Consider the following 23,090-nt stretch of genomic DNA (forward strand, 5'->3'; position numbering starts at 1 on the left):
GGCCGGGCGGGGGGCGGGGGGGGGGGGGGGGGGGGGGGGGGCGGCGGGCCGCGCGCCCCCCGGCCCCGCCCGCGCCCCCCCCCCCCCCCCCCCCCCCCCCCCCCCCCCCCCCCCCCCCCCCCTGCCGTGTGCCGCGGACGGTGCTGTGCCGGGTCCTACTCGACCGTGACCGACTTCGCCAGGTTGCGCGGCTTGTCGATGTCCCGGCCCAGGGCCAGGGCGGTGTGGTAGGCCAGCAGCTGGAGCGGGATGCCCATCAGGATCGGGTCCAGCTCGTCCTCGTTCTTGGGGACGAGGATCGTGTGGTCGGCCTTCTCCTGCATCCGGTGCGCGACCGCCAGGATCCGGCCGCTGCGGGCCTTGATCTCCTCCAGCGCCGCGCGGTTCTTCTCCAGCAGGTCGTCGTCCGGGACGATCGCGACCGTCGGCATCGCCGGCTCGATGAGCGCGAGCGGGCCGTGCTTGAGCTCGGAAGCCGGGTAGGCCTCGGCGTGGATGTAGGAGATCTCCTTCAGCTTGAGGGAGGCCTCCAGGGCCACCGGGTAGCCGCGCACCCGGCCGATGAACATCATCGACTTGGCCTCGGCGTACTCGGCCGCCAGCTTCTTGATGTCCTCCTCGCCCTCCAGGATCTCCTGGATCTGGCCGGGGAGCTTGCGCAGGCCCTCGATGATCCGCTTGCCGTCGGCGACGGACAGGTCGCGGATGCGGCCCAGGTGCAGGGCGAGCAGGGCGAAGGCGGTCACGGTGTTCGTGAAGCACTTGGTGGACACGACGCAGACCTCGGGGCCGGCGTGCACGTACACCCCGCCGTCGGCCTCGCGGGCGATGGCGGAGCCGACCACGTTGACCACGCCGAGGACGCGGGCGCCCTTGCGCTTGAGCTCCTGGACCGCGGCGAGCACGTCGTAGGTCTCACCGGACTGGGAGACGGCGACGTACAGGGTGTCGGGGTCCACGACCGGGTTGCGGTAGCGGAACTCGGAGGCCGGCTCGGCGTCGGCGGGGATGCGGGCGAGGCTCTCGATGAGCCCGGCGCCGATCATGCCCGCGTGGTAGGAGGTGCCGCAGCCGAGGATCTTGACCCGGCGGATGCCGCGCGCCTCGCGCGGGTCCAGGTTCAGGCCGCCCAGGTGCACGGTGGAGAAGCGGTCGTCGATCCGGCCGCGCAGCACGCGGTCGACCGCGTCGGGCTGCTCGGAGATCTCCTTGTGCATGTACGTGTCGTGGCCGCCCATGTCGTAGGAGGCGGCCTCCCACTCCACGGTCTCGGGCGTGGCGGTGGTCGTCGTGCCGCTGGTCGTGTAGGTGCGGAAGTCGTCGGCCTTGAGGGTGGCCATCTCGCCGTCGTCGAGGGTGACGACCTGGCGGGTGTGGGCGACGAGCGCGGCGACGTCCGAGGCGACGAACATCTCCTTCTCGCCGATGCCGAGGACGACCGGGGAGCCGTTGCGGGCGACGACGATGCGGTCGGCGAAGTCGGCGTGCATGACGGCGATGCCGTAGGTGCCCTCGACGACCTTGAGCGCCTCGCGGACCTTCTCCTCCAGGGTGAGGGCCTGGGAGCGGGCGATCAGGTGGACGAGGACCTCGGTGTCGGTCTCGGAGACGAAGACCACACCGTCGGCCTCCAGCTTGGCGCGGAGCTCGGCGGCGTTGTCGACGATGCCGTTGTGGACGACCGCGACCTTGCTCTCGGCGTCCAGGTGCGGGTGCGAGTTGATGTCGCTCGGCGCGCCGTGGGTGGCCCAGCGGGTGTGGGCGATGCCGGTGGTGCCGGCGAAGCGCTTGGGGACCCGGGACTCCAGGTCGCGGACCCGGCCCTTGGCCTTGACGACCTTCAGGGCCGCCGACTTCGGGCTGTTGACGACGATGCCCGCCGAGTCGTAGCCGCGGTATTCGAGCCGCTGGAGGCCTTCCAGCAGCAGTGGTGCCACGTCGCGCTTGCCGATGTAACCGACGATTCCGCACATACGGTGTTGCCCCTCCTGAAGTTCGGTGTCCGTGCCCGGACGCGTAGCGGCCCCGGTGCCGGGGCCCGTCTGCCGCTGGAGACGATGCGGCGTCTCAGCCGTAGACGATGCGGCGCAGCTGCCGGAGCGAGAGCTCCGGGGGCGCCACGGCGCGGTGCGGCAGTTCCGCCGCGATCCGCTCGAAGATCTCCGCGTTGACCGCTCCGCCGGACTGCAGCTCGCGGTGGCGGCGACGGACGAACTCCTCGGTCGTCTCGTCGAAGTACGCGAGCACGTCGAGCACCACCCGGGCGGCCTCGCCGCGCTGCAGCGCGGTGGTGCGTACCAGGTGGTCGACGAGTTCGTCATGGGACGGTCGGCGGTCGAGCACCAGTAGATATTGACGGCCCAGGGGCAGAAACGCAAAGATCCTGCCCGGAATCGGGCAGGATCATGCTGGTCTGGACCAGGGAATAGGTGATTCCGGTCTCGTTGGGTTAGAAACCACCCAAAATGGCGGCCTTCGCCGCCGAGAACTCGTCCGCCGTGAGGACCCCGCTCTGGTGCAGCTCGCCGAGCTCGCGCAGCCGCCGCAGCAGGGTGTCGTGGTCCGCCGGCTCGCCCGCCAGGGCCGGGGCCGCGTCCGCGAGGGGGAGGGCCGCGGGGGCGTCCGCCGCCGTCGCCGGGGCGGCCGGGTGGGGCATCCGTACCGCCACCGCCGCCGCGACCAGTGCCATCAGCGGGTCCTTCTTGAAACCGAAGAGCTCCACCGCGCAGGGGTCGTACTTGGGCGCGGGCGCCGGCGGGGCACCCGTCAGGGTGAACCGCAGCCAGCCGTTCTCCAGCCCCTTCGACGGGGCCCACTCCACCGCCCGCACGTCCGCGACCCGGAACTCGCGCGGGCCGCCCGAGGCCTTCGCGTCCTCGGTGGTCCAGTTCCAGTCCAGCACCACCCGGTCGCCGTCGAACGCGGCCGTCCCGTCCCCCGCAGCGACCGTGATCGGCACCGCCGGGCCCGGCAGCAGGTACGCCTCCGAGGGGCCCGGGTCCACCCCCTCCAGCAGGAGCGCGTTGCGCACCTCGTCCACGAAGTACTCCGCCACCCCGACCCGCTCCGCCTCCACCGTCAGCCGGTAGGGGTCCGAGGACTCCGGCAGCCGGCCGCCCGTCACCTGGAGCAGCGGGTCCGCCCCGTCGCGCAGCCGCAGCCGCAGCCGGCCGGACTTGCGGCCCGGCTCGTGACTGATGCCCCCGATCGCGCGCAGCGGCACGACCACCTCACCGAGCTGCTGCCGCAGCAGCCCCACCCCCTTGTCGCGGCCCGGCACGATGCGCACCGCGTCCCCGTCGAAGGTCCACGTACCGTCCTTCTGGATGATTTCCGCCATCCGGGCATTCTCCCACCGGTATGTGGGGCCCGGGCGGGGGCCGTTGGGCCTATACCTGGGCGCATGAGAGTCCTGCGCCGCTCCCTCGGCACCCTCGGCACCCTCTTGGCCCTCGCCGCCGCCTGCGCCTGCACCGCCGCGCACGGCGACGACGCCAAACCGGCCGCCTCCGCCGTCCTCACCCCCTACGAGCGGCTGCTGCCGGCCCCGTCCTCCGTACGGGCCCAGGGGCCCGGGTACGCCTTCGGGGCGGGCACGGTCATCCGGACCGGCGGCCCCGGCACCCCGGAAGAGGTCCGGCGGATCGGCGAGCTCCTGGCGGAGCAGCTGCGCGGGCCGACCGGGCTGCCGCTGCCGGTGGCGGACGGGCCGGGCGGGCCCGGCGACGGGGACGGGGTGCGGCTGCGCCTCGACGGCGGGGCGCGGGAACTGGGCGAGGAGGGCTACCGGCTCCTGACCACCCCCGCGGGCGTCACCCTCACCGCCCGCACCCCGGCCGGCCTCTTCCACGCCGGCCAGACGCTGCGGCAGCTCCTGCCGGTGCGGGGCGCGGGGACGGTCCCGGGCGGCACGGTGACGGACACCCCGCGCTTCGCCTACCGCGGCGCCATGATCGACATCGCCCGCCACCACTTCCCGGTGGAGCAGGCGAAGCGCTACGTCGACCAGCTCGCCCAGTACAAGATGAACACCCTGCACGTGCACCTCACCGACGACCAGGGCTGGCGGATCGCCATCGACTCCTGGCCCCGCCTCGCCGAGTACGGCGGCGCGAGCGAGGTCGGCGGCGGGCCCGGCGGCTCCTGGTCCAAGGACGACTACCGCGAGCTGGTCTCCTACGCGGCGGACCGCTACGTCACCGTCGTCCCGGAGATCGACATGCCGGGCCACGTCAACGCCGCCCAGGCCGCCTACGGCGAGCTGACCTGCGACGGCAAGGCGCCCGCCCGCTACACCGGCGTCAAGGTCGGCTTCAGCTCCCTGTGCGTGGGCAAGGAGCGCACGTACGCGTTCGTCGACGACGTCCTCGGCGAACTCGCCGCCCTCACCCCCGGCCCCTACCTCCACATCGGCGGCGACGAGGCCCACTCCACCCCGGCGGCGGACTACGCGGCGTTCATGGACCGCGCCCAGGCGGTGGTGGCCCGGCACGGCAAGACGGTGATGGCCTGGCACCAGCTTGCCTCCGCCCGCCCGGCACCGGGCGCGGTCCTCCAGTACTGGGGCCACGACCGGACCCCGGCCGCCGAGAAGGCGGCGGTCGCGGCGGCCGCCAGGGCGGGCCACCGGGTGGTCCTCTCCCCGGCGGACCATGCCTACCTCGACATGAAGTACGACCGGCGGACCGGCCCGGGCCTGGCCTGGGCCGGCTACGTCCCCGCACCGCGCGCCTACTCCTGGAACCCCGGCTCCTACCTTCCCGACGTCCCCGAACCGGCGGTCCTGGGGGTGGAGGCCCCCCTCTGGACGGAGACCATCTCCACCCGCGCCGACTGGGAACTGATGGCCTTTCCCCGCCTCCTCAGCCTGGCGGAACTCGCCTGGTCCCCGGCCACCGCCCTCGACTGGCCCGCCCACCGGGCCCGCCTCGCCGCCCAGGGGCCCCGCCTGGACGCCCAGGACATCACCTACTACCGCGCCCCGGAGGTGCCGTGGCCGTAGCCGGCCGGGTCAGCCCGTGCGCGGCGAGAGCTGTTTGTGGCCCGGGTAGACGTGGGCCGGGGTGACGATCTCGGTGACCGCCTGGCCGAAGAGGGTGCTCGGCTCCTGTCCGTCGTGGCCGGAGTCGGTGTTGAGGACGATGACCATCGTGGCCCCGGCCTGCGGGAGGTGGACCGCCAGGACCTGGTAGCCGGGGATCGAGCCGTTGTGGCCGATCCAGCCCTGGACGTCGAAGATGCCGAGGCCGTAGCCGGCGCCCGGGACCCCCATCGGGGTGGTCTTCAGCCGCTCGGCCTGCGTCGCGGGCTTCAGCAGGGTGCCGGTGGCCAGGGTGCGGGCCCAGCTGCGGAGGTCGTCGAGGTCGGAGACCATCGCGCCCGCCGCCCAGGCCCATGAGGGGTTCCAGCCGGTCGCGTCCTCGGTCCGGCCCGAGGACGTCTGGTCGGTGTAGCCGTGGGCGTACGGGGCGGGGAGCGCGGCGTTCGTCGGGAAGGACGTGGAGCGCAGCCCCGCCGGTGCCAGGACGTCACGGGCGATGACCTCGTGGAGCGGGCGGCCGGTGAGCTTCTCCACGACCAGGCCGAGCAGGATCAGGTTGGTGTTGGAGTAGTCGAAGCGGGCGCCCGGCTCGAACTGCGGACCGTGCCTGAAGGAGTAGTCCAGCAGCTCGCGGGGCGAGAAGGGCTGGTTCGGGTCGGCCAGGAACCTCTTGTCGAAGTCCGCGTCCAGGCTGTAGTTGAAGAGCCCGCTGCGCATGCCCGCCAGCTGGCGCAGGGTGATGCGGTCGCCGTTCGGGACGCCGGTGACGTACTTCCCGATCGGGTCGTCGAGGGCCGCCCTGCCCCGGTCCACCTGCCGGAGGAGGGCCGTGACGGTGAACGTTTTGGTCTCGCTGCCGATGCGGACGTGGAGCGGGACCCTCATGGGCGCACCGGTCGCCTTGTCCGCGACGCCGAAGCTCTTGACGTAGCTCCCCTTCCCGGGGGCCCACAGCCCCACCGTCACCCCGGGCACCGCGGCCTCGCGCATGACCCGCCGCACGGCCGCGTCGAGCTGCGCCACGACGGCCGGCGTGAGCGGGCGGAACCCGGTGTCGGCGGACGCACTGGCCGGCGGCGGCGAAGGCGGCGGCAACGGGATGGCCGCGGCCCCGTACGCGGTGCCGGCGAGCACCGGCCCGGCGAACACGCCGACGGCAGCGGCGGCGGCACAGCCCCGGCGCAACCGCATGCGGGACGGCTTCACCACGACCACTCCTCCCGGTCCGAGGACCCGGCCAGTACACCAGCGTAGATCCGCCCGAATCCCCCCGCGCGGCGAGCGCCCCGGGGTCGCGCGATCTCGACCCTGTCTCGGTGTCTGCCCGCCTCGGGTTGCAGCCCACTTCCGCGGGGGCGCCCGACCCGGAGCCGTGGGGCCCATCTGGGGAGATGGGCGGCTACTGGATTCTCGCCTGTGATGAGCGGGTCACCAGAGATCCTTTGGAACAGCTCGAATACGTGGTCGCGGCCGCGGAAGGGTGTGCGCCGCAACTGCGGGACGTGAGCGAGGAGGGGTTTGAGGTCTCCCTCGCTGTCTACGGGTTCGCCGGTCACGGCACGCGTTATCTGGTTCCCGCCGACGTTCTGCGCCGAGTTGCAGACCTGGGGATTCCGTTGCGGATCACGCCCAACATGAATGAGCGATAGTTCAATGGACGCTGAAAGGTCGATATGAGCGGGTCCGCTGAATGGCATGAGTTGCGCACTGCGTTGGTGGTCGCCAAGGACGGGATCGATGCGCGATATGTGGCCGAATCCGTGGGACTGGGACTGGAAGTGCTCCTCGACGATGACTGTGGCCCCTGAATTTCTCGCCTAACTGGCTTCTCTCGGGGTCCCGTTGACCTTCACCTGCTTCTCCGGGGCGGGAGCGCCCGAGGCCGACCCGCTGGACTGGCTCGACGGATAGCCGAAAGCGCCCGCCCGGAGGGGCCCGGGCGGGCGCGGTTCTTCGGTGGGGGCGGGCGTGCCCGCCCCCGGAGGGGGCGTCAGTGTCGGGCGAAGGGGGCTATGGGGTTTTTGAGGGTGCCGATCAGTTGGAGGGCCGCCGACGGGTCCGCGAGGTCGACCATCTGCTTGTTGTTGCGCAGCTGGAGGCGGTTGAGGCAGGAGAGGGCGAACTCCTCCCCGAAGAGGTCGTAGCGGGCGAAGCGGTCCGCGAGGGAGGGGAGGGACCGCTGGTAGTCGTGGGCGCAGTCCGCCACCGCCCGCCAGAACGTCGACTCGTCGCAGATGCCCTCCGTGACGAGGATGGAGTTCAGGAAGCGGAAGAAGCAGTCGAAGACGTCCGTGAAGATCGACAGCAGCTTCATGTCCTCCGGGATGTCCGCCCGGACGCGCTCGACCGCGGGCGGGAGGGCCGCGTCCGGGTCCATGACGACGATCTCCTCGGCGATGTCCTTGAAGATCGCCCGCTGGACCACCCCGTCCTTGATCACCAGGATCGTGTTCTCGCCGTGCGGCATGTAGGCGAGGTCGTACCGGTAGAAGCAGTGCAGGAGGGGGAGGAGGTAGGCGCGGAGGTAGGGGCGCAGCCAGTCCGCCGGGGTGAGGCCCGATTCGGTGATCAGGGCGCCGACGAAGGACTTGCCGTCCGCGTCCACGTGCAGGAGCGAGGCCATCGTGGCCAGGCGTTCTCCCTCGCGCAGGGAGCTCACCGGGGACTCGCGCCACAGGGCGGCCAGCATCTTGCGGTACGGGGAGTAGCGGTCCGTCGCGCGTTCGTACTGGCGGTGGTGGTAGCCGATGGCCGCGCGCTCGCGGATGATCGAGAACTGGACGGAGCGAAGGGTCTCGTCCGACTCGATCAGCTGGTGCAGCCAGTCGTTGATGGCCGGGGTGGCCTCCATGTAGGCCGCCGACAGGCCGCGCATGAAGCCCATGTTGAGGACCGAGATGGCCGTCTTCACGTAGTGCTTCGTGGGCGTGGTGGTGTTGAAGAAGGTGCGGATCGACTGCTGCGCCAGGTAGGCGTCCTCGCCCTCGCCCAGGAGGACCAGGCGGCGGTTCGCGATCTCGGCGGCGAAGGTGACCGTGGTCTTGTTCCACCACTGCCAGGGGTGGACGGGGAAGTAGTGGTAGTCGGCCGGGTCGAGGCCGAGGGCGGTGAGTTTCGCCGAGAAGCCGGCGACCGCCGCCTCGCCGAGTTCCTCGCGCATGAACGTGTCGTGGTCCAGGCCCGCGCCCGCCGTGAAGGTGGACACGTCCTTGTGGGCCGCGGCCCAGATGAGGTGCACCGGGTTCGCGGTCTCCGGGGCGTACGCGCGGTACTCGTGCACGCCGAAGCCCAGACGGCCGTTGTTGGCCACGAAGCAGGGGTGGCCCTCCGTCATGCCCGTCTCGATGTCCTGGAAGGAGGACGCGGCCAGGACCGCGGCGGGGATCTGCGGCTTGGTGTACTTGTAGCCCGTGCCGGCCAGGGTGGAGGAGATCTCCTCCAGGTAGACGGGGAGGACCTCCGCGCTCAGGCCGAGGGTGTCCCGGAGTTCCGTGTGGAAGTCCAGGGCGTCGAGGGGGAGCTCGGCGCCGTCGCGGTGGCGGGTGATGGAGGACTCCTCCACCGCCCAGTGGTCCAGGGCGTGGAGGACCGCGCGGAAGCGGTACTCGACCGTGCCGTCGTCGCTGAGGACGGCGTAGCGGTCCTCGCCCAGGGGCTTCGGGGTCAGCAGCCGTTCGTGGGAGAACTCCGCCAGGGCCTTGCGGACCAGCGCGCGGTTGGCGCGGGTCCACAGCTCCGGGGTGAGGTGGGCGATGTCGGCGGAGAGGTTCATATCGAGACCCCGGTGGTGAGGGCGGTGGCCGCCTCGAACCGGGCGCGGGTGCAGAAGCTCAGCAGGGCTTCCTTCTCCGGTTTGGTGACGGGGCCCTCGACCACGAAACCGACGGCCGCGTTGAGGGCGTGGACCGCCGTGTTGCGGACGTCCGGCTCGACCACGACCCGTTCGGTGGCCGGGTCGGCGAAGAGGGCGGCCATGACCGTGGTGATGACGGCGCGGGTGAAGCCGGAGAGCGGGGTGTCGGTCGGGGCGACGAGGAAGTGCATGCCGACGTCGCCCGGCCGGGCGTCGTACAGGCCGACGAGCTCCAGGTGCGCGGGATCGTAGCTCTCCATCAGGAAGGCCGGCCGGCCCTCGTGGAAGCCGAGGAAGGCCTGGTGGTGCTCGTGCGCGGTGATCCGCACGTACTCGCGCTCCACCTCGGTGAGGGTGGCGTCCTGCATCATCCAGAACGCGGCCTTGGGGTGGGTGACCCAGCCGTGGAGCAGCTCCGCGTCCGAGAAGGGGTCCAGGGGGCGGATGGAGAAGGTGCCGAGGGCGGGGTCGGTGCGGGTGAAGAGGGTTTCCGTGGTGCTCATGCGTACGTGCCTTCCGGGGCCGCGAACTGCTGGAACGCGATGGACTTCTCGACCTTGTAGTACTCGCGGCCGAGGAGCTCTCCGACGATGTACGCGTTGCGGTACGCGGCCATGCCCAGGTCGGGCGAGGTGAGGGAGTGGTTGTGGGTGGTGCCGTTCTGGAGGTAGACGCCGCGGCCGGTGACGTCGACGGCGTAGTTGCGGCCGGCGTCGAGACGGCCGTGGCCGTCGAAGTTCAGGCGGTCGCGGACGGGCGCCAGGAACTCCGGGACGCGGTACTTGTAGCCCGTGGCGAGGACCAGGCCCTCGGTGGTGAGGGAGAAGTCCCGCTCCTGCTCCTCCTGGCGCAGGCCCAGGGTGTACGTGCCGGTGGTGGTGTCGTACGCCGTGCTGTTCAGGGAGGTGTTGGTGAGCAGGGTCGTGGGGACCGGGCCCGGCATGGTGATCCTCTTCTGGTAGAGCAGGTCGAAGATGGCGTTGATCAGCTCGCCGTCGATGCCCTTGAAGAGGTTCTTCTGCTGGGTCTCCAGCCGGTAGCGGGTCTCCTCGGGCAGGGCGTGGAAGTAGTCCACGTACTCCGGGGAGGTCATCTCCAGCGTGAGCTTGGTGTATTCGAGGGGGAAGAAGCGCGGGGAGCGGGTCACCCAGTCGAGCCGGTAGCCGTGGACGTCGATCTCGGTGAGGAGGTCGTAGTAGATCTCGGCGGCGCTCTGGCCCGAGCCGATCAGGGTGATCGACTTCTTCTTCTGGAGGGCTTCCTTGTGCTCCATGTACGAGGAGTTGTGCAGGAAGTCGCCGCCCAGGTTCTCGCAGGCCGCGGGCACGTGCGGCGGGGTGCCGGTGCCGAGGACCAGGCGGCGGGCCAGGAACGTTTCGCCGCCGTCCGTGCGCACCTCGTACAGGCCCGTCGGCTCGTCGTACGCGACCTCGGTGACGGAGGTGGAGTACAGGACGTTGTCGAGCCGGTCGGCGGCCCAGCGGCAGTAGTCGTTGTACTCGGCGCGCAGCGGGTAGAAGTTCTCGCGGATGTAGAAGGAGTACAGCCGGTCCTTGTCCTTCAGGTAGTTCAGGAAGGAGAAGGGCGACGTCGGGTCGGCGAGGGTGACCAGGTCCGACATGAACGGCGTCTGCAGGTGCGCGCCGTCGAGGAACATTCCGGCGTGCCACTCGAAGTGCGGCTTGGACTCGATGAACAGGCCGCTCAGCTCGTCGATCGGCGCGGTCAGGCAGGCGAGTCCCAGGTTGAAGGGGCCCAGGCCGATGCCGATGAAGTCGTAGGGCTCAGTGGTGGACGGCAAGGGACTCTCCCAGGAACTGCTCGGCGTGTGCGGCGACGAGGTCGAGGACGGCGGTGATGTCGGCCGTCGTGGTCTGCGGGTTGAGGAGGGTGAACTTCAGGTACTGCTTCCCGTCGACCCTGGTGCCGGCGACGACGGCCTCGCCGGAGGCGAACAGGGCCTTGCGGGCGTGCAGCTGGGCCTCGTCGAGGAGGTCGGCGCGCGGGCCTTCGCCGTCGCCGCCGGGGGCGGGGACGTAGCGGAAGACCAGGGTGGAGATCTGCGGTTCGACGACCACCTCGAAGCGGGGGTCGGCGTCGAGGATGCCCCAGCCGGCGGCGGCGAGGTCGACGACCTCGTCGAAGAGCGAGCCGATGCCGTCGGCGCCCATGACGCGCAGGGTCATCCAGAGCTTGAGGGCGTCGAAGCGGCGGGTGGTCTGGAGGGACTTGTCGACCTGGTTCGGGATCCGCTCCTCGGCCATGCGGCGCGGGTTGAGGTAGTCGGCGTGGTACGTGGCGTGCCGGAGGGTGTCGCGGTCGCGGACCAGGACGGCGCTGGAACTCACGGGCTGGAAGAAGGACTTGTGGTAGTCCACGGTCACCGAGTCGGCGTGCTCGATGCCGTCGAGGAGGTGCCGGCGGGTGGGGGAGACCAGCAGTCCGCAGCCGTAGGCGGCGTCCACGTGCATCCACGCGGAGTGCTCGGAGGCCAGGCGGGCGATCTCGGGGAGCGGGTCGATGGACCCGAAGTCGGTGGTGCCGGCGGTGGCGACGACCGCCATCGGAAAGAGGCCCTCGCCGGCGCAGTTCTCCAGCTCCAGGGCGAGCACGGAGGTGTCCATGCGGCGGTGGCGGTCGACGGGGACGCAAATGACGGCCTCGTAGCCGAGACCGAGCAGGGCCGCCGACTTCTGCACGCTGAAGTGGCTGGCCTCAGAGGTGAAGATGCGCAGTTTCGGGAGGAGTTCGGCCTTGGTGAGCTCGGTGCCCTCGTCCAGGGCCCGCTTCATGACGATCCGGCAGGCCTCGTCACGGGCCAGGAGCAGCGCGTGGAGGTTGGACTGGCTTCCGCCGGAGGTGAAGATGCCGTCCGCGCCCTCGCCGAGGCCGATGCGGCGGGCGGTCCAGTCGATGAGGCGCCGCTCGATGAGCGTGCCGCCGATGGACTGGTCCCAGGTGTCGAGGGAGGAGTTGACGGCCGACAGGACGGCTTCGCCGACCACCGCGGGGATGACGACCGGGCAGTTGAGGTGGCCCAGGTAGCGCGGGTGGTGGAAGTAGACCGCGTCGCGCAGGTAGACGTCCTCCAGCTCGTCGAGGGCGGCGGTCGCGTCGCCGAGCGGGCGGTCGAGGTCGATGCCGTCGATGACCGGGGCGAGTTCGTCCACGGAGATGCCGGTGTGCGGGCGCCGCGTGGCCGCGAGTTTGGCGGCGACGCGGTCGACGCCCTCGGTGACGGTGCGCCGGTAGCGGTCCGCGGTCGTCTCGTTCAGCAGATGCGAGCGCATCAACTTTCCTCCGGACGGGGAGAGCAGGGGGGTGGGTGCAAGATTTAGGTTAGCCTAACCTAAGTTAGATCACAAATGAGGAAGGGCTCCGGCTGATGCCGGAGCCCTTCTCGAATGGCTTGAAAATAAAGGGAGTTGACTACAGTTCGGACGCCGGGTCCTCGCTCGGGGCCTGGCCCGCGTACGCCTCGGCGAGCAGCTGCTCCTCGCTCGCGCCGAGCCTCCAATACCCGGTGAACCGCACCGCGCGCCGGTCGACGGAACGTTCCTGCACCAGATGGCGGCGCACCGCCCTGATCGTCCCGGCCTCGCCCGCGAGCCACGCGTACGGGGCCTCGGCGGCGGGGAGCCGCGCCGCGCGCAGCTCCGACAGCACCCTCTCGGTGCGCGCCGCCGCGCCCGCGCCGTCCTCGCGCACGATCCAGGTGATGTCCGTGTCCGCGAGGGTGTGCAGGCCCAGACGGTCGTCCGCGTGCGGGACCTCGAACCAGGCCTTCACCCTGGTGCCGGCGGGCAGCCGGTCCAGGATCGCGGCGGCCGCCGGCAGGGCCGTCTCGTCCGCGTACATCAGCACCGCGTCGGCGCCCTCCGGCCGCTGGAACCGGACCGACTTGTTCTCCGCCACGGCCGGGCCGATCGCCATGATCCGCCGGCCGGTCACCGCCCGGCCCGCCCAGCGGGAGGCCGGTGACGAGTCCCCGTGGAGGACGAAGTCGATGTCGACCTCGACCGCCCCGCCGTCCGTACGCCGCTGCTCGCGCACGGTGTACGAGCGCATCACCGGGCGTTCCTCCTCCGGCATCGCGCGCCAGGAACCGAACCAGATGTCCTCGTCGGTGGACGGGAGTTCGGTGTGCTCCCGGTCCCCGACGGGGAGGAAGAGCGACAGGCTCTGGTCGTAGCCGCCCGAGCGGAAGCCGGCCAGGGACTCGCCGCCGAAGGTCACGCGCAGGAACGAGTGGCCGAGGCGGCGCGTGCGCAGCACTTCAAGGGTGAAGAAGCGGAAGTGCGCGGCGGCCGGGGTCGCGCCGGAGGCGGCGTCGGCGGAAGCGGTGGCGGTCATGCGGAGGTCCCCCCCTGGGTTACCGGGTCAGCCGAGCTTCTTGGCGTTCTGGATGGTCTTGGCGAGGTCTTCCAGCAGCTGCGCGCACTTCTCGTACGAGTAGATCGGCTCGGTCACGCGCGGCGCGACCTGGCCGGCCTTGACCGCCGGAAGCTCGTTCCAGGTCGGCTTGGCCTTCAGGGCCTCCGGCTGGAGGGCCTGGGTGCGGTTGTCGAGGAGGATGACGTCGGCCTTGTACTTGCCGGCGTTCTCCCAGCTCAGGCTCTCGAAGAAGCCCTGCGGGTCCAGCTTGTCCTGGTCCGGGGTGACGAACTCGACGCCGAGGGACTCGAAGTACTTCAGGTCCGCGGAGGTCTTCGGGGTGGAGACGTAGAACATCTGGTCGGAGCCGGAGCCGACGAGGACCTTGACGCCCGGGTTGGCCTTGACGGCCTCGCGGACCTTGGCGGAGGCGGCGTCGAAGCGCGCCTTCGCGTCGGCGCTCTTCTTGGTGTTCAGGTCGGCGCCGAGGGACTTGGCGAGGTCCGCCGTCCGCTCCAGGGCCTTGTCCATGGACACCTTGTCGCCCACGCCGATGGCGGCGGCCGGGGCCAGCTTGAGGATCTTGTCCTTGGAGGCCTCGGGCACGTACCAGTACGAGCCGTCCCAGGTGTTGGTCGCGAGGAGGTCGGGCCGCAGGGCCGCGTACTTCTCGACGTTGAACTCGTCGTAGACGTTGCCGAGGATCTCCACCTTGGAGATGTCCATCGTGCCGGCCATCGGGTCGGGCTTGCCGTCCGCCAGCCTGGTCGGGCCGAAGACGCCCTTGACCTGGACGCCGTAGTCGTAGAGCGCGGCGGCGGTGCCGGTGTAGGCCACGATGTTCTTCGGCGTGGACTTGGCGGTGGCGGTCTTGCCCAGGTCGTCCTTGAAGCTCCAGGAGCCCGACGCGGCGGAGGAGCCCTGGTCGCCCGCCCCGTCCTTCGCCTTGTCGCTGCCGCCGCACGCGGTGAGGGCGGCGACGAGGCCGAGGGCGCCGCCGGCCGCGATGAGGCCGCGGCGGGAGAGGAGGGTCGGGCTGGGCTTGGGCATGTCGGTTCCGCTTTCGTGCGTGCAGGGCGGCTGCGAGGGTGGGCCGTTCGGAGGGAAGGTTAGCCTAACCTTGGCCAAAAGCGGTAAGGCAGTCCTAACTTCTTCCGGGGGCGCACGGGCGCACGAACGCGCGACGGCCCGCGCCGGTGGGCGCGGGCCGTCGTACGGGGAGGTGCGGGGAGCGGTGCCGGATCAGCCGGCGAAGCCCAGTTCGCGGGCGATGAGCATGCGCTGGACCTCGCTCGTGCCCTCGCCGATCTCCAGGATCTTCGAGTCCCGCCACATACGGGCCACCGGGTACTCGTTCATGAACCCGTAGCCGCCGTGGATCTGCGTGGCGTCACGGGCGTTGTCGACGGCGACCGTGGAGGAGTACAGCTTCGCGATGGCCGCCTCCTTCTTGAACGGTTCGCCCGCCACCAGCCGCGAGGCCGCGTCCCGCCAGCCCAGGCGGGCCATGTGGGCGCGCGTCTCCATGTCGGCCAGCTTGAACTGGATGGCCTGGTTGTCGCCGATCGGCTTGCCGAAGGCCTGCCGCTCCTTGGCGTACTTCACCGACTCGTCCACACAGCCCTGGGCCAGGCCGGTGGCCAGCGCCGCGATGGCGATGCGGCCCTCGTCGAGGATCCGCAGGAACTGGGCGTAGCCGCGGCCCTCCTGGCCCACCAGGTTGGCGACCGGCACCCGGACCTCGTCGAAGGACAGCTCGCGGGTGTCCGAGGAGTTCCAGCCGACCTTGGAGTACGGGGCCGCGACCGTGAAGCCGGGGGTGCCGGACGGGACGATGATCGAGGAGATCTCCGGACGGCCGTCCGCCTTGCGGCCGGTGACCGCGGTGACCGTGACCAGGCCGGTGATGTCCGTACCGGAGTTGGTGATGAAGCACTTGGATCCGTTGATCACCCACTCGTCGCCGTCGCGGACGGCGGTGGTGCGGGTGCCGCCCGCGTCGCTGCCGGCGCCCGGCTCGGTCAGGCCGAACGCGCCGAGCACCTCGCCGGAGCACAGCTTCGGCAGCCACTCCCGCTTCTGCTCCTCGGTGCCGAAGAGGTAGAGCGGCATGGCGCCCAGGGAGACGCCCGCCTCCAGGGTGATGGCCACCGAGGAGTCGACGCGGGCCAGCTCCTCCAGGGCGATGCCGAGGGCGAGGTAGTCGCCGCCCATGCCGCCGTATTCCTCCGGGAAGGGCAGGCCGAACAGGCCCATGCGGCCCATCTCGCGGACGATCTCGTACGGGAACTCGTGGCGCTCGTACAGGTCGCCGATCTTGGGCGCCACCACGTCGTGCGCGAACGCCTCGACGGTACGGCGGAGTTCCTCGTGCTCGGGGGTGAGCCGGTGGTCGAGGGGCATGGCTTCGTTACTCCTTGTGGGAGAGGGCGCGGACGGTACGGGAGGGGCTGGGACGGCCCAGCCGTTCGGCCATCCACACGCTCGTGGCGGTGAGGGCGGCCAGGTCGACCCCGGTCTCGATGCCGAGGCCGTCGAGCATCCACACCAGGTCCTCGGTGGCCAGGTTCCCGGTGGCGCTCTTCGCGTACGGGCAGCCGCCGAGACCGCCGGCCGAGGCGTCGACCGTGGTCACGCCGTGCTGGAGCGCGGCGAGGGTGTTGGACAGGGCCTGGCCGTAGGTGTCGTGGAAGTGCACCCCGATCCGGCCGGTGGCCACGCCCGCCGCGTTCAGCTCGCCCAGCAGCGCCTGGACGTGGCCCGGGGTGGCGACGCCGATCGTGTCGCCGAGGCTCAGCTCGTCACAGCCGAGGTCCAGCAGGGCCTTGGCGACGCGGACCACCTGGGGGACGGGGACCGCGCCCTCCCAGGGGTCGCCGAAGCACATCGACAGATAGCCGCGCACATGCGCCCCGGCAGCCTTGGCGCGGGCCACGACGGGCTCGAACATGGCCAGGGACTCGGCGACCGTCCGGTTGAGGTTCCGCGCGGCGAAGGTCTCGGTGGCCGAGCCGAACACCGCGATGCGGGTGGCCCCGAGGGCGAGCGCGCGGTCGAGGCCGCGCTCGTTGGGCACCAGGACGGGCAGCTCCGCCGGGACATCGGAGAGCAGCGGGAACAGCTGCTCGGCGTCCGCCAGCTGGGGCACCCACTTGGGGTGGACGAAGCTGGTGGCCTCGACGGTGGTCAGGCCGGCGGCGGCCAGCCGGCGGATGAACTCGGCCTTCACCTCGGTGGGGACGGCCGTCTTCTCGTTCTGCAGCCCGTCGCGGGCGCCGACCTCGTGGATCCTCACGCGCGGGGGGAGCCCGGTGGACGACGGGACGGTCATGGGCAGCCCGTTCACGCGTCGGCCTCCGTGACCTCGTCGGGGGTGACGACGGCCAGGACCTGGTCCATGGCCACCGTCGTACCGGGGGTGACGTCGAGTTCGGTGACGGTGCCGGCGTGCGGGGCGGAGATGACGTGCTCCATCTTCATCGCCTCGACCACCAGCAGGCTCTGCCCGGCCGCCACCTTGTCCCCGACGGCCACCTTGACGACGGTGACGGTGCCGGGCATGGGGGCGGCGAGGGTGTCGGCCCCTGCCCTTCCGCTGCCGCTGAGGGCTGCGGTGACGGGGTCGTGGTGGTGGAGGTGCCAGGAGTCGGCGTCCCGTCCGAGCCAGGTCCCCTCCGGGGAGGTGGCGTGGCTGAACCGGTGCGTGACGCCGTCCAGTTCGACGGTGACCCGGCCGTGGCTGAGGTCGAGGACGCGGCCGCGGGCCGGCGTCCTGGGGCTCTGCCCCAGACCCCGCGCCTCAATCTCCCCCAGACTCCGTCCGGGGGTACCCCCAGGCGAGGCCGAGTTCGGTGCGGCGCCGCTGTCGGCTGCGGGCGCGTCGAGGAGGATCTCCTGCTCCGTGCCCCGCCGGCGGGTGCGGACCGTGACCGGGTCCTGGCCCGGGAGGCGGAAGTGGTGGACCGTCCAGGCCGGGGTGCCCCCGAGCCGCCAGCCGTTGCCGGCGGAGAACGGGTCCGCCCAGGCGCCGGCCGAATTGAGCCCCGCCTCGGGGCCCCTCCCAGCGGTAGCCGGGGGAGCTTGGGGCGCGGGGTCCGGGGCGGAGGCCGCCAGCAGCGCGGCCGCGGCGTACACCTCGTCCGGGACCCCCTCCGGGAGGAGGGACGGCAGGTCGCGCTCGACCAGGCCCGTGTCCAGGTTCCCCGACACCACGTCCGGGTGGGCCAGCAGCCTCCGCAGGAACCCGGCGTTGGTCTGGACGCCCAGGATCACCGTGTCCGCGAGGGCCCCGCGCAGCATCCGCAGGGCCGTCTCCCGGTCGGGGCCGTGGACGATCACCTTCGACAGCATCGGGTCGTACGTGGAGCCCGTGTCCACCCCGGCCACCAGACCGGAGTCCGTCCGTACCGCACCGCCCGACGGCTCGGACAGCGCCAGCACCGTGCCGCCGGACGGCAGGAACCCGCGCGCCGGGTCCTCCGCGCAGACGCGGGCCTCGATCGCGTGCCCGGTCAGCCGGACGTCCTCCTGGCCGAAGCCCAGTTCCGCCCCCGCGGCCACCCGCAGCTGCTGCTCCACCAGGTCCAGCCCGGTGATCAGCTCGGTGACGGGGTGCTCCACCTGGAGGCGGGTGTTCATCTCCATGAAGTAGTACGAGGACGGGTCCCCGCCCGGCACGATGAACTCCACCGTGCCCGCGCCGACGTACCCGCAGGAACGCGCCGCCTCCACCGCCGCCGCGCCCATCGCCGCCCGGATCTCCGGGGTCAGCAGGACCGACGGGGCCTCCTCGATGACCTTCTGGTGGCGCCGCTGGAGCGAGCACTCGCGCTCGCCCAGGTGCACCACGTTGCCGTGGGCGTCGGCCAGCACCTGGATCTCGATGTGCCGCGGCCGGTCCACCCACCGCTCCACCAGCAGGGTGTCGTCCCCGAAGGAGGAGCGCGCCTCGCGCCGGGCCGCCGCGATCTCGTCCGCGAGCAGGCCCGCGTCCCGGACCAGCCGCATGCCCTTGCCGCCGCCGCCCGCCGAGGGCTTCAGCAGCACCGGCATGCCGATCTTCTCGGCGGCCTCGACCAGTTCGGCGTCCGACAGCCCGCTCCCGGACGACCCGGGCACGACCGGCACCCCGGCGGCCCTCACCGTCTCCTTGGCCCGGATCTTGTCGCCCATCAGGGAGATCGCCGAGGCGGGCGGACCGATGAAGGCCAGCCCCGCCTCCGCGCAGGCCTGCGCGAAGGCCGCGTTCTCCGCGAGGAAGCCGTAGCCGGGGTGGACCGCCTCGGCCCCCGTGCGCCGGGCTGCGTCGAGCAGCTTCCCGACCGACAGGTAGCTCTCGGCGGCCGCCGCCGGGCCGATCCGGACGGCCGTGTCGGCCTCCCGTACGTGCCGGGCGTCCGCGTCGGCGTCGCTGAAGACGGCCACGGACCGGATCCCGAGCTCCCGCAGGGTGCGGATGACCCGTACGGCGATCTCGCCCCGGTTCGCCACCAGAACAGTGCTGAACATCAGTGAGGTCCTCACGTCACAAGTCACGGGTCACATGCGGAAGATGCCGTAGCCGCGCTCGCCGAGCGGGGCGTTCGCGCACGCGGTCAGGGCCAGGCCCAGCACCTGCCGGGTCTCCAGGGGGTCGATGACCCCGTCGTCCCACAGCCGCGCGGTGGCGTAGTAGGCGTTGCCCTGCTCCTCGTACTGCGCGCGGACCGGGGCCTTGAAGGCCTCCTCGTCCTCGGCGGGCCACTCCTGCCCCGCACCCTCGATCTGGTCGCGCTTGACCGTGGCGAGGACGGAGGCGGCCTGCTCGCCGCCCATGACGGAGATCTTGGCGTTGGGCCACATCCACAGGAAGCGCGGCGAGTACGCCCGGCCGCACATCGAGTAGTTGCCCGCGCCGTACGAGCCGCCGACCACGACCGTCAGCTTCGGGACCCGGGCGCACGCGACGGCGGTGACCATCTTCGCGCCGTGCTTGGCGATGCCGCCCGCCTCGTAGTCGCGGCCGACCATGAAGCCCGAGATGTTCTGGAGGAACAGGAGCGGGACGCCGCGCTGGTCGCACAGCTCGATGAAGTGGGCGCCCTTCTGCGCGGACTCGGAGAAGAGGATGCCGTTGTTGGCGATGATGCCGACGGGGTGGCCGTGGATCCGGGCGAACCCGGTGACCAGGGTCTGCCCGAACTCCGCCTTGAACTCCTGGAAGCGGGAGCCGTCCACGACGCGGGCGATGATCTCGCGGGCGTCGTAGGGGGTGCGGGAGTCGACGGGGACCGCGCCGTAGAGCCCGTACGGGTCCACCTTCGGCTCCTCGGCCGGCTCGACCGACCAGGGCAGGGCCCCGCGCTCGGGCAGGGTCGCCACGATGTTCCGTACGATCCGCAGCGCGTGCGCGTCGTCCTCCGCGAGGTGGTCGGTCACGCCGGAGGTGCGCGAGTGCACCTCGCCGCCGCCGAGCTCCTCGGCCGTGACCACCTCGCCGGTGGCGGCCTTCACCAGCGGCGGGCCGCCGAGGAAGATCGTGCCCTGGCCGCGCACGATGACGGCCTCGTCGCTCATCGCCGGGACGTACGCCCCGCCCGCCGTGCAGGAGCCGAGGACGGCCGCGATCTGCGGGATGCCGGCGCCGGACATGCGGGCCTGGTTGTAGAAGATCCGGCCGAAGTGCTCCCGGTCGGGGAAGACCTCGTCCTGCATGGGCAGGAAGGCGCCGCCGGAGTCGACCAGGTACAGGCAGGGGAGCCGGTTCTCCAGCGCCACCTCCTGCGCCCGCAGGTGCTTCTTGACCGTCATCGGGTAGTAGGTGCCGCCCTTGACGGTGGCGTCGTTGGCGACGATCACGCACTCGCGGCCGCTGACCCGGCCGATGCCCGCGATCACGCCGGCGGCCGGGGCCGCGCCCCCGTACATCCCCTCGGCGGCCAGCGGGGCCAGCTCCAGGAAGGGGGACCCGGGGTCGAGGAGGGTGTCGACGCGGTCGCGGGGCAGGAGCTTGCCGCGCGCGGTGTGGCGGGCGCGGGCCTTCTCGCCGCCGCCGAGGCGGGCCGCGTCCAGCCGGGCGCGCAGGCCCTCGGCGAGCTCGCGGTGGGCGGCCTCATTGGTCCGCCAGGCCTCGGACGCCGGGTCCGCGGCGCTCGTCAGCACTGGTGCCTGCTGCATCGGTCGAGCTCCCTTGCTCGGTACCTGCTGTGTTAATGACCGTTAACGCGTGTGGGTCAAAGGTTAACGAGCGCTAACCGCCCTGTCTAGAATGGATTCCCATGAGCACCAGAGCTGCCACCCCGACCCGCCGCGAGCAGATCCTCCGCGAGGCCGCTCGTCTTTTCGCGGAGCGCGGCTTCCACGGCGTGGGCGTGGACGAGATAGGGGCCGCGGTCGGCATCAGCGGCCCGGGCCTCTACCGGCACTTCGCCGGCAAGGACGCGATGCTGGCCGAGCTGCTCGTCGGGATCAGCGAGCGGCTGCTGACGGGCGGCCGCCGCCGCGTCGAGGAGGCCGCGGACGACCCGCGCGCGCTGCTCGCCTCCCTGGTCGAGGGGCACATCGACTTCGCGCTGGACGATCGGGCGCTGATCACCCTGCACGACCGGGAGCTCGACCGGCTGCGCGACGAGGACCGCAAGCTCGTCCGGCAGCTCCAGCGCCAGTACGTCGAACTGTGGGTGGCCGTCGTGCGCGAGCTGCACCCCGAGGTGGGGGAGGCGGAGGTACGGGTCGCCGTGCACGCGGTGTTCGGCCTGCTGAACTCCACCCCCCACCTGGGGGCGCTGAGCCGGGAGGCGACGGAGTCGCTGCTGCGCCGGCTCGCGCACGGGTCCTTCGGGGCGCTGTCGGGGTGAAGCGGGGCCGCGGCCCGGGCCCCGGCCGGCGCGAGGGCTTGAGGGCGGCTCGGTGGAACGGACGGATCGGGCCGGCCGACGGCAGAATGGGCCGCATGCCGAAGCCGACAGAGCCCATAGAGCCCCCCGCCGCCCCCAGCCGAGCGGAGCTGATCGACCACCTGGTGCGCACGCGCATCGCCGGACAGGTGGCGACCCCGCGCGAGAACAACCTCTCCCACTACCGCAAGCTCGCCAACGGCGACCGGCACTACTGGCTGGGCCTGGAGCTCGGCGACCGCTGGGCGGACGAGCAGGACGTCCTGGCCGTGATGGCCGAGCGCGTCGGCGTCGTCGACGACCCCGCGCACCGGGCCGGGCAGGACACCATCGACCCGGAGCTGACGGTCGCGGGCCTCGACCGGATGGCGGCCCGCCTGCGGAAGGCCGCCCTGGACCGGCAGAGCGTGCTGTTCGCCACCGGCCACCCGGGCGGGCTCCTGGACGTCCACCGCGCCACGGCCGACGCGCTGCGGGCCGCGGGCTGCGAGATCGTCCGGATCCCGGCGGGGCTCTTCGCCGACGAGGGCTCGGTGTGGCAGTTCGCCGACGTGGCGGTCCTGGAGCGGGGCGCGACCCTGTGGCACACCCACTCCCCGGCGCCGATGGCCGCGATCCTCGACGCCCTCGCGAACGACGGCCGCCCCCAGCCGGACCTGGTCGTGGCCGACCACGGCTGGGCGGGCTGCGCGGCGCAGCGGGGGCTGGACGCGGTGGGCTACGCCGACTGCAACGACCCCGCGCTGTTCCTCGCGGAGGCGGAGGGCACCCTCCAGGTGGCGGTCCCCCTGGACGACCACGTCCGCGACCCCCGCTTCTACGACCCGATGGTCGCCTACCTCCTCGCCGCGGCGGGCATCGGCTAGCCGCCGCCCCGCACGCCGGCGAGGCCGGGTACGGCCCCGCCGGCGTGCGAGGCGACGGGCGCGCAGCGCAAGCACGGGGTCCGCGGCGTGCCCCGGGGAACGGTCGAACGGCGGGCGGGGGCCCGCCCCGCGCCGCGGCGGACCCGTCAGGCGAGCCAGGACGAGGTCATCGCCTGGACGGCCGAGCCGTCGAGGTCGGTCAGCTTGGCGGCGACGAACTCCCGCGCCCAGTCCGACGTCTGCACGCGCAGCGGCATCCGCTCGGCCCCCAGCAGCTCCACGATCGGTGCGGCGGCCTCCGCCGGGGTCTGGGCGACCCCGTAGGACTTCTGCGTGCGGTCTACGTACGCCTGGAGCGTCGCCGTGTACGGCCCGGCCGTGGACAGCAGCTCCGTCACGTAGTCCAGCTGGCTCGCGACGAACTCGCTCGTCACGGCCCCCGGCTCGACCAGGGCCACCTGCACCCCCACCGTCGCCGCGACCGGCGCCAGCGACTCCATGAACCCCTCGACGGCGAACTTCGCCGCGCAGTACGCCTCGTTGAACGGCTGCCCCACCACGCCGCCGACACTCGTCACGGTGATCACCCGGCCGCCCGAGGCCCGCAGGTGCGGCAGGGCCGCGCGGGTCAGCTCCACGACGCCGAAGTAGTTGACCTCCATCGAGGCCCGCACCGCCGCCATGCCGTTCTGCTCGACGGTGCCCACGAACCCGGCCCCCGCGTTGTTCACGACGGCGTCCAGCCGCCCGTGCTCGGCGACGATCTCGGCCACGCAGGCCTCCACCGCGGCGGCATCGGTGACGTCCAGCGGCTTGACCTGGACGAGGTCCTGCACCCCGGCCTCCCGGGCGGCGTCCATGAGGGCCCCGGCCCGGCCGGTGTCCCGCATCGTGGCCACGGTGTGCCAGCCGGCCCGGGCGGCCGCGACGGCGGCGGCCAGGCCGATGCCGGTGGAGGTTCCGGTGATGAGGACGGTACGGGGGGTGTGGCCGGTCATGTGGGGCTCCCGGGGGTGGAGGGTGATTAAGTGCGTGTGCACGCACACATTATCTTTCCGTGTGTGTGCACGCAACCCGGGTAC

The 23,090-nt window shown here is 72.0% G+C and carries 18 protein-coding genes and 1 pseudogene; 4 read left to right on the top strand and 15 right to left on the bottom strand.

Features of this window, described 5'->3' with window-relative positions; translation table 11 throughout:
* Positions 1-155: 155 nt before the first annotated feature.
* The 3 genes from glmS to WDV06_RS17830 all read right to left on the bottom strand — a co-directional run bounded on the left by glmS (position 156) and on the right by WDV06_RS17830 (position 3,340).
* Positions 156-1,973 (bottom strand): glutamine--fructose-6-phosphate transaminase (isomerizing), encoded by a 1,818-nt coding sequence (gene glmS, locus WDV06_RS17820; protein ID WP_395510743.1) that lies wholly within the window; start codon positions 1,971-1,973, stop codon positions 156-158.
* Between the two features lie 94 nt (positions 1,974-2,067).
* Positions 2,068-2,343 (bottom strand): hypothetical protein, encoded by a 276-nt coding sequence (locus WDV06_RS17825; RefSeq protein WP_079427144.1) that lies wholly within the window; start codon positions 2,341-2,343, stop codon positions 2,068-2,070.
* 106 nt (positions 2,344-2,449) lie between these two features.
* Positions 2,450-3,340 carry a DUF4429 domain-containing protein gene (locus WDV06_RS17830; protein ID WP_395510744.1) on the bottom strand — a complete coding sequence of 297 codons (891 nt, stop codon included), beginning with the start codon at positions 3,338-3,340 and terminating at the stop codon, positions 2,450-2,452.
* Positions 3,341-3,403: 63 nt separating this feature from the next.
* On the opposite strand from WDV06_RS17830, the gene WDV06_RS17835 reads away from it, so the two are divergent.
* Positions 3,404-5,002, top strand: coding sequence for a beta-N-acetylhexosaminidase (locus tag WDV06_RS17835; RefSeq protein WP_395510745.1), 1,599 nt, complete (start codon positions 3,404-3,406; stop codon positions 5,000-5,002).
* A gap of 9 nt (positions 5,003-5,011) precedes the next feature.
* On the opposite strand, the gene WDV06_RS17840 is transcribed toward WDV06_RS17835, so the two are convergent.
* A complete protein-coding gene (locus WDV06_RS17840; RefSeq protein WP_395510777.1) occupies positions 5,012-6,232 on the bottom strand; it encodes a serine hydrolase domain-containing protein in 1,221 nt (406 codons plus the stop codon).
* A 116-nt stretch (positions 6,233-6,348) separates the two neighbouring features.
* On the opposite strand from WDV06_RS17840, the pseudogene WDV06_RS17845 reads away from it, so the two are divergent.
* Positions 6,349-6,690 (top strand): annotated as a pseudogene (locus tag WDV06_RS17845) (DUF4279 domain-containing protein); the annotation flags it as partial.
* 341 nt (positions 6,691-7,031) lie between these two features.
* On the opposite strand, the gene WDV06_RS17850 reads toward WDV06_RS17845, so the two are convergent.
* The 10 genes from WDV06_RS17850 to WDV06_RS17895 form a co-directional block, all read right to left on the bottom strand.
* Positions 7,032-8,813, bottom strand: a complete 1,782-nt coding sequence (locus WDV06_RS17850; RefSeq protein WP_395510746.1) for an IucA/IucC family protein — start codon at positions 8,811-8,813, stop codon at positions 7,032-7,034.
* Entirely contained in the window at positions 8,810-9,397 is a 588-nt protein-coding gene (locus tag WDV06_RS17855; protein ID WP_395510747.1) for a GNAT family N-acetyltransferase, read from the bottom strand. Before WDV06_RS17855 ends, WDV06_RS17850 begins: the two co-directional genes overlap by 4 nt.
* A complete protein-coding gene (locus tag WDV06_RS17860; RefSeq protein ID WP_395510748.1) occupies positions 9,394-10,695 on the bottom strand; it encodes a lysine N(6)-hydroxylase/L-ornithine N(5)-oxygenase family protein in 1,302 nt (433 codons plus the stop codon). Before WDV06_RS17860 ends, WDV06_RS17855 begins: the two co-directional genes overlap by 4 nt.
* On the bottom strand, positions 10,679-12,184 hold the full coding sequence (locus WDV06_RS17865; RefSeq protein ID WP_395510749.1) for a pyridoxal phosphate-dependent decarboxylase family protein: 1,506 nt from the start codon (positions 12,182-12,184) through the stop codon (positions 10,679-10,681). Before WDV06_RS17865 ends, WDV06_RS17860 begins: the two co-directional genes overlap by 17 nt.
* A gap of 139 nt (positions 12,185-12,323) precedes the next feature.
* Positions 12,324-13,247, bottom strand: coding sequence for a siderophore-interacting protein (locus tag WDV06_RS17870; protein ID WP_395510750.1), 924 nt, complete (start codon positions 13,245-13,247; stop codon positions 12,324-12,326).
* A gap of 27 nt (positions 13,248-13,274) precedes the next feature.
* Positions 13,275-14,318 (bottom strand): ABC transporter substrate-binding protein, encoded by a 1,044-nt coding sequence (locus WDV06_RS17875; protein ID WP_395510751.1) that lies wholly within the window; start codon positions 14,316-14,318, stop codon positions 13,275-13,277.
* 192 nt (positions 14,319-14,510) lie between these two features.
* A complete protein-coding gene (locus WDV06_RS17880) occupies positions 14,511-15,671 on the bottom strand; it encodes an acyl-CoA dehydrogenase family protein (protein ID WP_042810595.1) in 1,161 nt (386 codons plus the stop codon).
* Between the two features lie 7 nt (positions 15,672-15,678).
* Complete coding sequence (locus WDV06_RS17885; protein ID WP_395510778.1) at positions 15,679-16,599, bottom strand: hydroxymethylglutaryl-CoA lyase; 921 nt, start codon at positions 16,597-16,599, stop codon at positions 15,679-15,681.
* An 11-nt stretch (positions 16,600-16,610) separates the two neighbouring features.
* Positions 16,611-18,776: an acetyl/propionyl/methylcrotonyl-CoA carboxylase subunit alpha gene (locus WDV06_RS17890; RefSeq protein WP_395510752.1), complete on the bottom strand. Its 2,166-nt coding sequence runs from the start codon at positions 18,774-18,776 to the stop codon at positions 16,611-16,613.
* Between the two features lie 30 nt (positions 18,777-18,806).
* Complete coding sequence (locus WDV06_RS17895; protein ID WP_395510753.1) at positions 18,807-20,423, bottom strand: carboxyl transferase domain-containing protein; 1,617 nt, start codon at positions 20,421-20,423, stop codon at positions 18,807-18,809.
* 101 nt (positions 20,424-20,524) lie between these two features.
* Between WDV06_RS17895 and WDV06_RS17900 the strand changes: the two genes are divergently transcribed.
* Complete coding sequence (locus tag WDV06_RS17900; protein WP_395510754.1) at positions 20,525-21,103, top strand: SACE_7040 family transcriptional regulator; 579 nt, start codon at positions 20,525-20,527, stop codon at positions 21,101-21,103.
* Positions 21,104-21,189: 86 nt separating this feature from the next.
* Positions 21,190-22,008: a phosphatase gene (locus WDV06_RS17905; protein WP_395510755.1), complete on the top strand. Its 819-nt coding sequence runs from the start codon at positions 21,190-21,192 to the stop codon at positions 22,006-22,008.
* 146 nt (positions 22,009-22,154) lie between these two features.
* Here the strand turns inward: WDV06_RS17905 and WDV06_RS17910 are convergent, their stop codons facing one another.
* Complete coding sequence (locus WDV06_RS17910; protein ID WP_395510779.1) at positions 22,155-23,006, bottom strand: SDR family NAD(P)-dependent oxidoreductase; 852 nt, start codon at positions 23,004-23,006, stop codon at positions 22,155-22,157.
* Positions 23,007-23,090 lie beyond the last annotated feature (84 nt).

It is taken from the genome of Streptomyces racemochromogenes (genome assembly GCF_044129415.1).
Classification (GTDB): domain Bacteria; phylum Actinomycetota; class Actinomycetes; order Streptomycetales; family Streptomycetaceae; genus Streptomyces; species Streptomyces racemochromogenes_A.

Excerpts from the sequence above, each read along its gene's own strand:
- WDV06_RS17830 (WP_395510744.1), bottom strand. The coding sequence starts at position 3,340 with ATGGCGGAAATCATCCAGAAGGACGGTACGTGGACCTTCGACGGGGAC.
- WDV06_RS17905 (WP_395510755.1), top strand. The coding sequence starts at position 21,190 with ATGGGCCGCATGCCGAAGCCGACAGAGCCCATAGAGCCCCCCGCCGCC.
- WDV06_RS17895 (WP_395510753.1), bottom strand. The coding sequence starts at position 20,423 with ATGCAGCAGGCACCAGTGCTGACGAGCGCCGCGGACCCGGCGTCCGAG.
- WDV06_RS17850 (WP_395510746.1), bottom strand. The coding sequence starts at position 8,813 with ATGAACCTCTCCGCCGACATCGCCCACCTCACCCCGGAGCTGTGGACC.
- WDV06_RS17910 (WP_395510779.1), bottom strand. The coding sequence starts at position 23,006 with ATGACCGGCCACACCCCCCGTACCGTCCTCATCACCGGAACCTCCACC.
- WDV06_RS17870 (WP_395510750.1), bottom strand. The coding sequence starts at position 13,247 with ATGACCGCCACCGCTTCCGCCGACGCCGCCTCCGGCGCGACCCCGGCC.
- WDV06_RS17840 (WP_395510777.1), bottom strand. The coding sequence starts at position 6,232 with ATGCGGTTGCGCCGGGGCTGTGCCGCCGCCGCTGCCGTCGGCGTGTTC.
- glmS (WP_395510743.1), bottom strand. The coding sequence starts at position 1,973 with ATGTGCGGAATCGTCGGTTACATCGGCAAGCGCGACGTGGCACCACTG.
- WDV06_RS17890 (WP_395510752.1), bottom strand. The coding sequence starts at position 18,776 with ATGTTCAGCACTGTTCTGGTGGCGAACCGGGGCGAGATCGCCGTACGG.
- WDV06_RS17875 (WP_395510751.1), bottom strand. The coding sequence starts at position 14,318 with ATGCCCAAGCCCAGCCCGACCCTCCTCTCCCGCCGCGGCCTCATCGCG.
- WDV06_RS17880 (WP_042810595.1), bottom strand. The coding sequence starts at position 15,671 with ATGCCCCTCGACCACCGGCTCACCCCCGAGCACGAGGAACTCCGCCGT.
- WDV06_RS17865 (WP_395510749.1), bottom strand. The coding sequence starts at position 12,184 with ATGCGCTCGCATCTGCTGAACGAGACGACCGCGGACCGCTACCGGCGC.
- WDV06_RS17900 (WP_395510754.1), top strand. The coding sequence starts at position 20,525 with ATGAGCACCAGAGCTGCCACCCCGACCCGCCGCGAGCAGATCCTCCGC.
- WDV06_RS17855 (WP_395510747.1), bottom strand. The coding sequence starts at position 9,397 with ATGAGCACCACGGAAACCCTCTTCACCCGCACCGACCCCGCCCTCGGC.
- WDV06_RS17835 (WP_395510745.1), top strand. The coding sequence starts at position 3,404 with ATGAGAGTCCTGCGCCGCTCCCTCGGCACCCTCGGCACCCTCTTGGCC.
- WDV06_RS17885 (WP_395510778.1), bottom strand. The coding sequence starts at position 16,599 with ATGACCGTCCCGTCGTCCACCGGGCTCCCCCCGCGCGTGAGGATCCAC.